At 68.1% G+C, this 12,580-nt stretch carries 15 protein-coding genes; 9 read left to right on the top strand and 6 right to left on the bottom strand.

The window, feature by feature from the left end; all coding sequences use genetic code 11:
• Window positions 1-87: 87 nt before the first annotated feature.
• From OZ671_RS11815 to OZ671_RS11800, 4 genes are all read right to left on the bottom strand, one after another.
• On the bottom strand, window positions 88-1,047 hold the full coding sequence (locus tag OZ671_RS11815; RefSeq protein ID WP_268860933.1) for a helix-turn-helix domain-containing protein: 960 nt from the start codon (window positions 1,045-1,047) through the stop codon (window positions 88-90).
• A gap of 77 nt (window positions 1,048-1,124) precedes the next feature.
• Window positions 1,125-2,246, bottom strand: a complete 1,122-nt coding sequence (locus OZ671_RS11810) for a YeeE/YedE family protein (RefSeq protein ID WP_268860932.1) — start codon at window positions 2,244-2,246, stop codon at window positions 1,125-1,127.
• A 73-nt stretch (window positions 2,247-2,319) separates the two neighbouring features.
• On the bottom strand, window positions 2,320-2,694 hold the full coding sequence (locus tag OZ671_RS11805; protein ID WP_268860931.1) for an ArsR/SmtB family transcription factor: 375 nt from the start codon (window positions 2,692-2,694) through the stop codon (window positions 2,320-2,322).
• Between the two features lie 2 nt (window positions 2,695-2,696).
• Window positions 2,697-3,017 (bottom strand): hypothetical protein, encoded by a 321-nt coding sequence (locus tag OZ671_RS11800; protein ID WP_268860930.1) that lies wholly within the window; start codon window positions 3,015-3,017, stop codon window positions 2,697-2,699.
• 143 nt (window positions 3,018-3,160) lie between these two features.
• Between OZ671_RS11800 and OZ671_RS11795 the strand changes: the two genes are divergently transcribed.
• Window positions 3,161-3,901, top strand: coding sequence for a cytochrome c biogenesis CcdA family protein (locus OZ671_RS11795; protein WP_268860929.1), 741 nt, complete (start codon window positions 3,161-3,163; stop codon window positions 3,899-3,901).
• 21 nt (window positions 3,902-3,922) lie between these two features.
• Here OZ671_RS11795 and soxX read toward each other — a convergent pair whose 3' ends face one another.
• Both soxX and soxA read right to left on the bottom strand, forming a co-directional pair.
• Window positions 3,923-4,597 carry a sulfur oxidation c-type cytochrome SoxX gene (gene soxX / locus OZ671_RS11790; protein WP_268860928.1) on the bottom strand — a complete coding sequence of 225 codons (675 nt, stop codon included), beginning with the start codon at window positions 4,595-4,597 and terminating at the stop codon, window positions 3,923-3,925.
• An 11-nt stretch (window positions 4,598-4,608) separates the two neighbouring features.
• The gene (gene soxA, locus OZ671_RS11785) at window positions 4,609-5,457 is read right to left on the bottom strand and encodes a sulfur oxidation c-type cytochrome SoxA (RefSeq protein ID WP_268860927.1); all 849 of its coding nucleotides are present in this window, start codon (window positions 5,455-5,457) and stop codon (window positions 4,609-4,611) included.
• Between the two features lie 202 nt (window positions 5,458-5,659).
• Here soxA and soxY point away from each other — a divergent pair, with 202 nt between their 5' ends.
• The 8 genes from soxY to OZ671_RS11745 all read left to right on the top strand — a co-directional run bounded on the left by soxY (window position 5,660) and on the right by OZ671_RS11745 (window position 12,575).
• Window positions 5,660-6,148 (top strand): thiosulfate oxidation carrier protein SoxY, encoded by a 489-nt coding sequence (gene soxY, locus OZ671_RS11780; RefSeq protein ID WP_268860926.1) that lies wholly within the window; start codon window positions 5,660-5,662, stop codon window positions 6,146-6,148.
• A 26-nt stretch (window positions 6,149-6,174) separates the two neighbouring features.
• A complete protein-coding gene (soxZ, locus tag OZ671_RS11775) occupies window positions 6,175-6,504 on the top strand; it encodes a thiosulfate oxidation carrier complex protein SoxZ (protein ID WP_268860925.1) in 330 nt (109 codons plus the stop codon).
• A gap of 144 nt (window positions 6,505-6,648) precedes the next feature.
• Window positions 6,649-8,346, top strand: coding sequence for a thiosulfohydrolase SoxB (gene soxB, locus OZ671_RS11770; protein ID WP_268860924.1), 1,698 nt, complete (start codon window positions 6,649-6,651; stop codon window positions 8,344-8,346).
• Window positions 8,347-8,377: 31 nt separating this feature from the next.
• On the top strand, window positions 8,378-9,673 hold the full coding sequence (soxC, locus tag OZ671_RS11765) for a sulfite dehydrogenase (RefSeq protein WP_268860923.1): 1,296 nt from the start codon (window positions 8,378-8,380) through the stop codon (window positions 9,671-9,673).
• Window positions 9,657-10,373 (top strand): c-type cytochrome, encoded by a 717-nt coding sequence (locus OZ671_RS11760; protein WP_268860922.1) that lies wholly within the window; start codon window positions 9,657-9,659, stop codon window positions 10,371-10,373. Before soxC ends, OZ671_RS11760 begins: the two co-directional genes overlap by 17 nt.
• Complete coding sequence (locus tag OZ671_RS11755; RefSeq protein WP_268860921.1) at window positions 10,370-10,693, top strand: c-type cytochrome; 324 nt, start codon at window positions 10,370-10,372, stop codon at window positions 10,691-10,693. The genes OZ671_RS11760 and OZ671_RS11755 overlap by 4 nt, the downstream gene beginning before the upstream one ends.
• Window positions 10,694-10,716: 23 nt before the next feature.
• On the top strand, window positions 10,717-11,232 hold the full coding sequence (locus OZ671_RS11750; protein WP_268860920.1) for a DsrE family protein: 516 nt from the start codon (window positions 10,717-10,719) through the stop codon (window positions 11,230-11,232).
• 68 nt (window positions 11,233-11,300) lie between these two features.
• Complete coding sequence (locus OZ671_RS11745; RefSeq protein WP_268860919.1) at window positions 11,301-12,575, top strand: NAD(P)/FAD-dependent oxidoreductase; 1,275 nt, start codon at window positions 11,301-11,303, stop codon at window positions 12,573-12,575.
• Window positions 12,576-12,580 lie beyond the last annotated feature (5 nt).

Below are 12,580 nucleotides of genomic sequence, written 5' to 3'. Positions count from 1 at the left end.
GGATGCTTGAGACCCGAGCTTAAGGCTGTGCGGGACGCGGTCTTGTCTGCCCGGGAACGATCTCTTGGCGATCCGTGCAGTGCCGCTTCAGCGCGCGGCCATCGACCGGCGGCTGCGATAATCGCTCGGCGTCTCGCCGAACCGGGCGCGGAAATGCCGCGACAGCTGGGCCTGGTCGCCAAAACCCCAGTCATAGGCGATTTCGGCGATGCTGCGCCGGTCGGCCGGGTTGCCGAGTGCGTCGCGGCAGGCGAAGAGCCGCTGGCTGCGGATCCACTCGCTCAAGGTCTCGCCCGTGCCGCGGAAAAGGTCGTGCAGATAGCGCAGCGAGATGCCGCAGGCGGCCGCGATGTCGTCGGGCCTCAGGTCGCGCGTGCCGAGATGTGCGCGGATATAGGCCTCGACGCGGGCGAGATGGGCGGCGCGCACCGTGGTGCCGCCGCTCGTCAGCGCGCGCTCGTCACCGGCCACCGCCATGATCAGGAGGTCGACGAGGTGGCGGCCGACCTGGCTGCGTTCGTCCGCCGTCATGGACGGCAGGCGGCCCGGAAGGAGACGCAGGAGATCGGCGAACAGGCCGCCGGCGCCGCTGTCGGCGCCGAAGGTCAGGCTGCAATAGCGTTCGGGCATGCGCAGCCGGCCGAGCAGCGCGTCGCCGGGCACCTTCAGCACCCAGAGGTCATTGGCTTCGCCATGGCTGAATTCATAGGGCTCGTGGCCACGCTCGATCAGGAACCCGCCCGGCGGGCAGCGGATGTCGCGACCGCCCTGCAGGAAGCCGACATCGGAGAGACCCGGCACGGTGACGAGATATTGCTCCTCCCGCTCGCAGGCCAGATGCTGCGCCGTGCGGCGGTAGAGCAGCGCATCGGCGGTCAGGCGCGACAGCGAGACCTGGCCGAGCTTCCAGCGCACCAGCTGGCCACTGAAGGTGTCGGGCCGGCGAAAGCGCAGGTCGAGCGGGAAATAGGTCGCCGACACCATGTCCTGCCAGCGCCGGCTGCGCTCCGGCGCGGGCGTGTCGCTGGTGCTGAAGAACGCGTCCATCACGCCCTCGGTCTCGGAAGTCCAATTTTACATGATTTTGACGCTGGATCGCGGCCTCGGCAATAGCGCCGGCCGGCCTATTCGGCCGGCGGCCTGCGCCCGTGGCGCTCGGCGAAAAAGCCGCCGAGGCTGGCGCGCGCCCAGTCGATGGCCGAGCCCTCGACGAGGATGGCGATGCCGAGGCGGGCGCCGACGATCATGCCGCCGACAGTCAGCGGCCAGGTCAGCGCCATCAGGGAGCCCGCGGTCAGCCCCTGCCCGATCGTGCAGCCGCCGGCCAATACGCCGCCGAAACCCATCAGCGCGGCGCCGGCCAGGTGGCGGCGCATCTCGCGCTGGTCATCGAAGGCTTCCCAGCGGAATTCGTGGCCCATGAGCGCCGCCAGGGCCGCTCCGACGACGACGCCGGGCACGCTCATCACGCCGAAATCGGCCAGCGTGCCTTCGCCGGTCATCAGCGCATAGAAGCCGCGCGCCACGGGCGAGACGAAGGTGAGGCTCTGGATCCGCACGACCCGGTCGAACAGGTCGACGGCGATGCCGGTCGCCACCCAGCCGGCAATGACGCCGAGCCCGAGCACGAGGCCCGCGGTGACGAGGCGCGGCGCGCGCCACAGGCGGCGGTCACGCGCCGCAATGCCGATCAGGAGGGCCGCGACGAGCAGGGTCAGGACGAGGCGCAGGTCGAGCCCGGCAAAGCCGCCGAGAATGTCGGGCAGAGCGCTGGGACTGCCGCCCGGCATCGGCACCGCCACCTGCTCGACCCAGTCGATGCGCGGCCGTGCCAGCACGCCACGCAGCGTCGCATAGGCCACCGCGCCGAAGATCATCAGCGCGAACAGGCTGCGCAGGTCGCCGCTGCCGAGCCGCACCAGCGACCCGAAGGCGCAGGTGCCGACCAGCGCCATGCCGATGCCGAAGATCAGCGCGCCGGCGAAGGCGCCGGCAAAAGCGACCTGGGTCGGCACATAGGTCGTCTCGGTCGGCTCGAAGAGGCCGGCGATCACCAGAAGCTGGGTGCCGGCGAGCGCGACGGCAAGCGCCAGGCCGAACACCTTCATGCGCCGCCAGTCATGGCCGACCAGGGCGTCCTCCACCGCGCCGAACGAACACAGACGCGCGCGCTGCACGGCGGCGCCCGCGGCCATGCCGACGAGGAACCCCATTGCGCCGACGGCAGTGGCCGGCAGCCCGGTCATGCGTCCTCCCAGAGCGGCCGTCCGCCCCTGTTCGGGCCCGGTCGGGCCCGCCTTCCTCACGTCGCGGTCTTCTTCACTTTGTGGTCTTGGTGCCGCGCTCGCAGAAGATATCGTAGATTACGCTGATGACGCGACGGACATTTTCGTTGGCGATGCTGTAGTAGACCGTCTTGCCGTCGCGGCGGGTGGTGACCATGTCGTCGAACCGCAGCCGGGCGAGTTGCTGGGAGACGGTCGGCTGGCGCAGCGACAGGATGTTCTCCAATTCGCCGACCGAGCGCTCCTTCTCCGCCAGCAGGCAGAGCAGCAGCAGCCGGCTCTCATGCGACAGCGCCTTGAGGAAGTCGCTGGCCTCGCGCGCATTGCGCATGAGCTGTTCGAGCTCGGCCGAATATTCCGCGCCGGAGCGCAGTTCGTCCTCGATCTCTTTCGATACGATTGCCGTCATTCTCAAGGCCTTCCAGGCGAGGCCGCGCCGGCCGTCGCGTGTCCAGGATTGTTGCCGAGGCGCTCGATCATCTTGCCGAGCAGGCCCCAGAAGGTCGCCTCGTCCATGTAGCCGGTGATGCGGCCGACTTCACGGCCGCGATCGATCAGGACGAAGGTCGGCGTGAAGCGCACGGGAGCTGCGAGCGGCAGGTCGCGCGGCTGGCCATTGTCCAGGCTGACCCGGCGCAGCGGCGCGATGCGCCCTTCGTCCGAGCGCTCGTAGCCCGGCGCCACCTCGAGATCCCAGCGCATGCACCAGGCACAGCCCGATCGCTCGAACATGACGAGCTCGGCCGACCCCGCCGAGCCATGCGCGCCCAGCACGGCAAAAAGACCGAGGAAGGACCCGAGAAGGAATTGCCGCCAGCCGCGCTTCATTCCTAAAATATAGACGCATTCGAATATATTTGCCAATGGAGGCGCGGATGGCGCTCGATGTCTCGTTCGCCGGCGCGTTCCTCGGCGGCCTTCTGTCCTTCGCCTCGCCCTGCGTGCTGCCCCTGGTGCCGGCCTATCTGTGCTTTCTCGCCGACCTGTCGTTCAGCGAGCTCGAAGGCGGCACGGCCACCGGCGCCGCCGGGCGCGGGCGGCTCATCGGCCGGGCTCTCGCCTTCGTCCTCGGCTTCGCCACCATCTTCGTCCTGCTCGGCGCGACCGCCTCGGCGCTCGGCCAGGCGCTCAGCCGCTGGTTCGATATTCTTGCGGTCGTTGCCGGGCTTGCCCTGGTCGTCATGGGCCTTGCCATGGCCGGCATCCTCCGGCTCGGCTTCCTGATGGGCGAAATGCGCCATGAGGTGAGGCGCCGCCCGGCCGGGCTTGCCGGGGCCTATGGGACCGGACTTGCCTTCGGTTTCGGCTGGACGCCCTGCGTCGGACCGGTGCTCGCGGCCATCCTGATGGTCTCGGCGACGTCGGAGACGATCGCGCGGGGCATGCTGCTGCTCGGTGCCTATGCCGCCGGCATGGGCCTGCCCTTCATCATCGCCGCCGCCTTTGCCGGCCCGTTCCTGCGCTGGATGGCCCGCTTCCGGCGCCATCTCGGCCGGCTTCAGCTTGCGGCCGGCCTGGTCCTGGCCGCGACCGGGCTCCTGATCGCCTCCGGCCAGATGGCACGGATCGGCGGCTTCATGCTGGAGACGATGCCGGTCTTCGGCCGGATCGGCTGATCCGGCCGAAGACCCCCGAGGCTATTTGTTGACCGGCGAATCCTTGTCGAAGAGATAGGCCAGAACGTCGCGGATCTGGTCCATGCTGAGGAAGTGGGTCGCGCCGAAACGCGGCATGTTGGAGCACGCGACGACCGCCTGGGAATTGTAGATCTTGATATAGGCCTCGCGGATCAGCTCGGGATCGTAGTTGCGGTCGCGGCCATAACCCGCAAGGCTCGGGCCGAGCGTGCCGAAGCTCAGCTCCTTCGGGTCCATCTGGTGGCAGGCATAACAATTGCCGCCGCTCACCGTATTGGCGGCGTCGGAGAACTGTCCGCCGCGGCCGCTATTGGCCACCGCAAGGCCCCGGCGCCAATCGCCCAGGAAACGGCCGTCGGGCGGCAGCACGACCCGCGCCCGCTCGCGGGCCTGGATCGCGTCGGCCTCGGCGCCCGACACCTGGTTGCGCCGCTCCGTGCACATGCGTTGCGTCTCGTCGAGCTCGACGCGCGCGCGCCATTCGGCCGGAGCGCGGGTGAAGGTGCTGCGGATCACCTCCTCGACCCGCTGCGCACCGACCTGCGGCAAGGGCTCGGCCGCGGCCGGTGCCGCCGGCTGGCTCTGTGCCAGCGCCGGCGCGGCCAGGACGAGCGTCAGTGCGAAGGCCGATGCGAGCGACCGGCCCGGGAGCATTCCCTTGGATGATCTGGTCATGGCAGCCTCGCTCAGCGCTTGATGGAGGGAACGTTGATCTCGCCCCCCGCCGCCTGGATGTTGAGATAGACGAGCAGCGCGGTGATGCCGTCGGAGGCGTAGTCGGGTTCCGGCCAGCGCTGCTGGCGCAGGCAGTCCCACATCCGGTGCTGCATGGTGCGCAGCGCGCTTTGCGACACGCGATAGGTCGGCCAGGATCCGATGGCCTCGCGCGGCGCGGCTCCCGGCCGGGAGAAGTCGGGCAGGCCCTGCAGGCGGATGCGCTTGCCGGGCTCGCCGTGGCAGGTTGCGCAGGAGAAATCCATGACGCCGGCACGGCGGTAGAACATGGCCTCGCCGATCGCCGCCATTTCGCGCTCGCGCGGATGGCCGAGTTGCGGCTGGATCGTCATGCCGTTCGACTTGTTGGCGATGAAGGCGACGAGGTCCTCCATGTCGGAGGCCTGGCCAGGGGCGGAAAAGCGCCGCCGCACGACGTCGGCGGTGTCGAGCCCCTGGATCTTGTCCATGCACCAGAGCAGGCGCTGCTCGAGATCCATGACCCTGTCCGAATCGGCGAAATAGCGCGGCAGCCGGGCATAGGCGCCTTCGAGCTTGCCCGGGCCCTCGCCGAGATCGCAGGTCTCCAGCGAGACGTTGCGGCTGCCGCGCCGCTCGGCCCAGAGCGCCTCGCCGCGGTCGACAGCGAGATAACCGGGATTGGCCATGGGATCGTTGATCATCGCGCGATAGCGCTCGATTTCGCGCTCGCTGTCGTCCTGCGGCGCCTGCGCGAAACCCAGCGTCGCCAAACCCAATGTCGACAGCACGCCGAGCGCGGCCGACGCGAGGCCGGCCAGCATCCACCCGCTCCGGGTCATGTTCCCTCCTCCTTCGTTCCTTCCCCTGCCGCGGACCTCTTGGGCGCCCTCTTGTCCGGGGCGGTCCGCTTCGTGATCGGCAAGCTAGAATGGTCTTTACATTCAAAAAAAACAATATCACGATATGTTTAAGCGTGCGGCTCGAAAGCTGCGCCGTCAAGCCCGATCAACCGGGCCATCGAGGAACGTTGAGGAGCAAGGGATGGCACGACCATTGGCGAGATCATCGGCGGGATCCTTCGCCTCCCCGACCCGGCGCGCCGCCCTGCGCGGTGCGGCCCTGGCTTTCGTCGCGGCGGCGCTGGCGCCGAAGCTTGCCGCCGCCGATGCCAAGGCGGTCGAGGACGAACTGAAGAAGCTCTATGGCGGCAAGACCATGGCAGAGGGCCGGGTCAAGCTGGACGTACCGCAGATCGCCGAGAACGGGCTCGTCGTGCCAGTCACCGTCGAGGTCGAGAGCCCGATGACGGAAGCCGACTACGTCAAGGCGGTGCACGTCTTCGCCGACGGCAATCCGCAGCCCGGTGTCTTCACCTTCCGCTTCTCGCCGGAATGCGGCCGGGCAGCGGCTTCGACCCGCATGCGCCTCGCCCAGACCCAGAACATCGTCTGCGTCGCCGAGATGTCCGACGGCTCGCTGTTCACCACCAAGGCCGAGGTGAAGGTCACCATCGGCGGCTGCGGCGGCTGAGTAACCGGAAAAGTCGAGGAAACGCCATGTCCACGAGACCCACCCCGCGCGTTCGCGTTCCCGGCCAGGCAAAGGCCGGCGACATGATCGAGATCAAGACGCTGATCTCGCACGAGATGGAAAGCGGCCAGCGCCGCGACGGCGCGGGCAAGCCGATCCCGCGCAAGATCATCAACAGCTTCACGGCGACCTTCAACGGCAAGACCGTGTTCCAGGCCGACTGGCACCCGGCGATTTCGGCCAATCCCTACCAGTCGTTCTTCTACAAGGTGAAGGAGAGCGGCGAGTTCAAGTTCGTCTGGAAGGACGACGACGGCTCGGAATATGCCTCGACCAACAAGATCACCGTTTCCTGAGCGGCGATTCGAGGTGAGAAAACCCTCGTAAATCCCGGGCATCGCCTAACTATCGCCTCTGGCAACCCGGCCGGATCCGGCGCCGGGGCCCGGTGAAGCGACAGCGGGCAGCCTTCGACGGCGCGCCCCGAGAGGACCGCACAGATGATTTCGCGCAGGCAATTCCTGCAGGCGACGGCGGCTGCGCAGGCGCTCGCCATCGGCTCGGGGCTCGGGCCGCTCGGCAAGGTCGCGGCCCAGCAGCGGCTGACCGAGGCCGACATTCTCCGCTTCGATCCGCTCGGCACGGTGACCATTCTGCATGTCACCGACATCCATGCCCAGCTCGTACCGCTCTATTTCCGCGAGCCCTCGGTCAATCTCGGTGTCGGCGAAGCCAAGGGCGTGCCGCCGCACCTGACCGATGCCGCTTTCCGCGCCCATTTCAAGATCGCAGCCGGCTCGGCCGATGCGTATGCGCTGACCAGCGAGGACTTCACCGCGCTTGCCCGCAACTATGGCCGGATGGGCGGCATGGACCGCGTCGCGCGGCTGATCAAGGCGGTCAGGGCGGAACGCGGCGCCGACAAGGTGCTGCTGCTCGACGGCGGCGATACCTGGCAGGGATCGTGGACCTCGCTGAAGACCCAGGGCCAGGACATGGTCGGGGTCATGGAGGCGCTCGGCGTCGAGGCCATGACCTCCCACTGGGAGTTCACCTATGGCGAGGAGCGGGTCAAGGAGATCGTCGAAAGGTCGAAGATCGCGTTTCTCGCGCAGAACATCCGCGACAGCGAATGGCAGGAGCCGGTCTTCCCGCCGCGCCGCCTGTTCGAGAAGGGCGGCGCCAAGATCGCCGTCATCGGCCAGGCCTTCCCGCGCACGCCGATCGCCAATCCGCGCTGGATGATGCCGAAATGGGAGTTCGGCCTGCGCGAAGACGACCTTGCCAAGCAGGTCGACGAGGCCCGCGCCGAGGGCGCCGACATCGTGGTGCTGCTGTCCCACAACGGCTTCGACGTCGATGCCAAGCTCGCCGCGCGCGTCAAGGGCCTCGATGTGGTGCTGACCGCCCACACCCACGATGCCATGCCCGGCATCGTCAAGGTCGGCGATACCGCGCTGGTCGCGACCGGCTCGCACGGCAAGTTCGTCTCGCGTCTCGACATCGAGGTCAAGGACCGCCGGATGGCCGGGCTGCGCTACAAGCTGATGCCGGTCTTCGCCGACGCGATCACGCCCGATGCCGAGACGGCGGCGATGATCGAGGCGATCCGCAAGCCCTATGCCGCGGAACTGGCGCGCGAGATCGGCCGCGCCGACAGCCTCCTGTTCCGGCGCGGCAATTTCAACGGCACGTTCGACGACCTGATCGCGCAGGCGATCCTGGCCGAGCGCGACGCGGAGATCGCCCTCTCGCCGGGCTTCCGGTGGGGCGGCACGCTGCTACCGGGCGATCCGATCACCTTCGAGGCGATCACCAATGCCACGGCAATGACCTATCCGGCCTGCTACCGGACCGAGATGACCGGCCGCCAGATCAAGGAGATCCTGGAGGATGTCGCCGACAACATCTTCCATCCCGATCCCTATTTTCAGGGCGGCGGCGACATGGTGCGGGTCGGCGGCGCCGGCTATGCCATCGATATCGGCAAGCCGGCCGGCCAACGCATATCCGACCTCACCCTCCTGAAGACCGGCCAGCCGCTCGATCCGGCGCGCCGCTATACTGTCGCCGGCTGGGCCAGCGTCAACCAGGGCACCGAAGGCCCGCCGGTCTGGGAACTCGTCGAAAAATATGTCGCGCGCGTGCGCAACGTCCGGCTCGAACCCAACAGCGCAGTCAAGGTGACCGGGGCATGAGCCGGCCAGCCGGACTTTCAGGAGATCAGGCATGAACCGAGCGCCGACCGTTTCCCGCATCGACCGCCGCGGCTTCCTGACCGCCGCCGGCGCCGGCGCGGCAGGCCTTGCCGCCGGCGGCGCGGCCCGCGCCCAGGCCCCCGCCTCTGCCCCCGCGCCCACACCGGATCCCGCCATCACCGAGGTGCAGGACTGGAACCGGATGCTCGGCGACGGCGTCCAGGCCAGGCCCTACGGCAAGCCGTCGAGCTTCGAGAAGGACGTCATCCGCCGCGACGTCGAATGGCTGACCGCGAGCCGGGAATCCTCGGTCAATTTCACGCCGCTTCACGCCCTCGACGGCATCATCACACCGTCCGGGCTCTGTTTCGAGCGCCATCACGGCGGCGTCGCCGAAATCGATCCGGCGAAGCATCGGCTGATGATCAACGGCCTTGTCGACAAGCCCATGGTGTTCACGCTCGAGGACCTCAAGCGTTTCCCAGGCCGGGTCACCCGGGCCTATTTCCTGGAATGCGCCGCCAATTCCGGCATGGAATGGCGCGGCGCCCAGCTCAATGGCTGCCAGTTCACCCACGGCATGGTCCACAATGTCTGGTATTCGGGCATCCCCCTGAAGACCCTGCTCGACGAAGCCGGTCTCAAGCCCAATGCCCGCTGGCTGCTCGGCGAAGGCGCCGATTCTGCAGGCATGACCCGCTCGATCCCGCTCGACAAGGGCCTGAAGGACTGCCTGGTCGTCTGGGGCATGAACGGCGAGATGCTGAGACCGGAACAGGGCTACCCCCTGCGTCTGGTCGTGCCAGGCTGGGAAGGCAATATGTGGATCAAGTGGCTGCGCCGGATCGAGGTCGGCGACCAGCCCTGGCACCACCGCGAGGAGACCTCGAAATATACCGACCTGCTGGCCGACGGCCGGTCGCGGCGCTTCACCTTCATCATGGACGCCAAGTCCGTGGTGACGAATCCCTCGCCCCAGGCGCCCTTGAAACACAAGGGGCCGAACGTGTTGAGCGGGCTTGCCTGGTCCGGGCGCGGCACCATCAAGCGGGTCGATGTCAGCATCGACGGCGGTCGCAACTGGCGGACCGCCCGCATCGACGGGCCGGTCCTGCCGATGTCGCTGACCCGCTTCTATGTCGATTTCGACTGGGACGGCCGGGAAATGATGATCCAGTCGCGGGCCATCGACGAGACCGGCTACGTCCAGCCCACGAAAGACGAACTGCGCAAGGTGCGCGGGCTCAATTCCATCTACCACAACAACGGCATCCAGACCTGGCTGGTGCGCGCCAACGGGGAGACCGAAAATGTCGAGATCGGTTAAGGCCGCGCTCGGCGCGCTCATCGCGGTCGGCCTTGCCGGGGTCGTTTATGCCCAGCAGCGCCCGCCGACCGCGTCGCCGGCTCCTGCCGCCCGTCCGGCCGCAGCCCCCGCCCCGGCCAAGGTCGGGCTCGGCCGCGTGGCGCTGCCCGCCGAGGTCGCGGCATGGGATACCGACATCCGTCCCGACGGCCAGGGCCTGCCGGCCGGCCGCGGCACCGTGAAGCAGGGCGAGGAGATCTACCAGGCGCAATGCGCCGCCTGCCATGGCGAGTTCGGCGAGGGCGCGGGGCGCTGGCCCGTGCTGGCCGGCGGGCGCGGCTCGCTCGCCGCCGACAATCCGGAAAAGACGATCGGCTCGTTCTGGCCCTACCTCTCCACCACCTTCGACTATGTCCGCCGCGCGATGCCCTATGGCAATGCCCGTTCGCTGAGCGACGACGAGACCTACGCCCTCACCGCCTATCTGCTGTTCCTCAACGACGTCGTCAAAGAGGATTTCGAGCTGAGCCGGGAGAATTTCGCCGGCGTCCGGCTGCCCAATGCCGACGGTTTCTACGACGACGACCGCGAGACGACCGAACGCGCGTTCTGGCAGGCAGATCCGTGCATGAACAACTGCCGGCCCGAGCCGCGCGTGACGGCGCGCGCGCGCGTCATCGACGTCACGCCCGACAGCCGTTCGGGGCCGAGGGTGGAATGATCGCGCGCGCCGCCTTCGCCGGGCTGATGGCGGCCTGCACGGTGGGCCCGAGCGGGATGGCGCGGGCCGGCGACCGGGCGCTCGGCGAATATCTCGCGGGGGAATGCGTCACCTGCCATCGGCTTTCGGCGCCCGCGCGGGACGGCATTCCGGCGATCGCCGGCTGGCCCGATGCCCAATTCGTCGCGGTGCTGAAGTCCTATCGGCTGAAGGAACGCGACAATCCGATCATGCAGACGGTGGCGGCACGGCTCTCGGACGAGGAGATGGAAGCGCTCGCCGCCTATTTCGGCGGCGTCGCGGCCGAGGCGGCGCGCTGAGCGCCAGCAGGGAGGAGACGGTCATGTCAGATGTCGATCGGCGCATGCTGCTGGGCGGGGCCGCGGTGGCCGGGGTTCTGGCCACGGCGCGACCGGCGGGCGCGGCAACCCCCATGCTGCAGCTCGCGGACCTGAAGAAGGAGGCCGACGTCGCCTGCCTCTATCATTGCGACTTCGGCGAGCCGCCGCGGTTCGTCCAGATGATCACCAATATCGGCAATCATTTCTCCGCCTATGGCGCCAACCCTTTCGACATCCAGCTGGCGGTGGTGGCGCATGGCGCAGGCGTGAAGTTTTTCCTGGAGACGCTCGAGGGCACGCCCTGGCGCGAGGAGACGGCCGTGCTGCCAGCCTTCGAACGGGTTGCCGCCCAGGCGAAGAACGGGCTGAAGGTGCTCCTCTGTGACATCACCTTCCAGCGGCTGAACCTCGATCGCGCCAAGGTGCGCCAGGCCGATTTCATGGCCTTCGTGCCCTCGGGCGTTGCCGCCGTCGGGGCCTTGCAGGCCAAGGGTTTCGCCTATCTGAAAGTGGGATGAGGCGCGGGTCTCGCGCCCGGCAGGCGATGCCGGATCAACCGGCGCAGCAGAGAAACGGGGGAAACAGCATGACGATCGATCGCAGGTCCTTCTTCGCCTCCGCCGGCGCCTACGGCCTGGCGGCGCTTGCTGCGCCGGTCGTGCTCGGCCAGACGAAGCCACGCGCCGTGGTGGTGGGCGGCGGTCCGGGCGGCGTGACGGCGGCGAAATATATCGCCAAGGACAGCCAGGGCGCCATCGAGGTCGTGCTGGTCGAGCCGCAACGCCAGTTCGTCACCTGCTTCCACTCCAACCTGTTTCTCGGCGGCTATCGCGACCTCGCCTCAATCACCCACGGCTACGACAAGGTCGCGGCCGCCCACGGCTTCAAGGTGAATGCGCAGGCCGCGAGCCGGATCGATCGCGACAAGCGCGAGGTGCTGCTCGCCGACGGCTCGCGCCTCGCCTACGACCGGCTCGTGCTCTCCCCCGGCATCGACCTGAAATACGACTCGGTGCCCGGCTGGGGCCGCGAGCACGAGGAGACCATGCCGCATGCCTGGCGGGCTGGGCCGCAGACGATGCTCCTGAAGCGCCGGCTCGATGCCGTGCCGGACAAAGGCGTCATCGTGGTCATTGCCCCTCCCAACCCATATCGCTGCCCGCCCGGGCCCTATGAGCGGGTGTCGATGATGGCGCATGTGCTGAAAAGCACCGGCCGGGGCGATGCCAAGATCTTCGTGCTCGATCCGAAGGACTCCTTCTCCAAGCAGGGCCTGTTCCAGGAAGGCTGGGAAAGGCACTATCCCGGCATGATCGAGTGGCTCGGGCCGCGCATCCATGACGGCATCAAGTCGGTCGATCCGGCGACCAACACGGTGACCACGGGGTTCGAGACCTATCGTAACGCTGCGCTGGTCAATGTCATTCCGGCCCAGATGGCCGGCGCCATCGCCCGCGAGGCCGGCCTGGCCAATGGGTCGGGCTTCTGCCCGATCGATCCGGCCAACATGAAGTCGGCCGTCGATCCGAACATCCACGTGGTCGGCGATGCCGCAATCGCCGGCGACATGCCGAAATCGGCCTTCTCCGCCAACAGTCAGGCCAAGGTCGCCGCGCTCATGGTGCGCGGCGAGCTCAGCAACGCCCGCACCTTCCCGGCCCGCTACACCAATACCTGCTGGAGCCTGATCGAGACCGACGACGCGGTGAAGGTCGGCGGCCGCTACGAGGCGAAGGACGGCAAGATCGGCGCGATCGAGACCTTCATCTCGCAGACCGGCGAGAGCGCCGACCTGCGCAAGCAGACCCAGGGTGAAAACATGGCCTGGTACGGTGCCATCACCGCCGACATGTTCTCCTGACCGCC

Origin of the sequence: Phreatobacter sp. AB_2022a (genome assembly GCF_026847585.1) — a bacterium.
In the GTDB taxonomy this organism is placed as follows: domain Bacteria; phylum Pseudomonadota; class Alphaproteobacteria; order Rhizobiales; family Phreatobacteraceae; genus Phreatobacter.
This window is presented reverse-complemented; position numbering and strand designations above follow the sequence as displayed.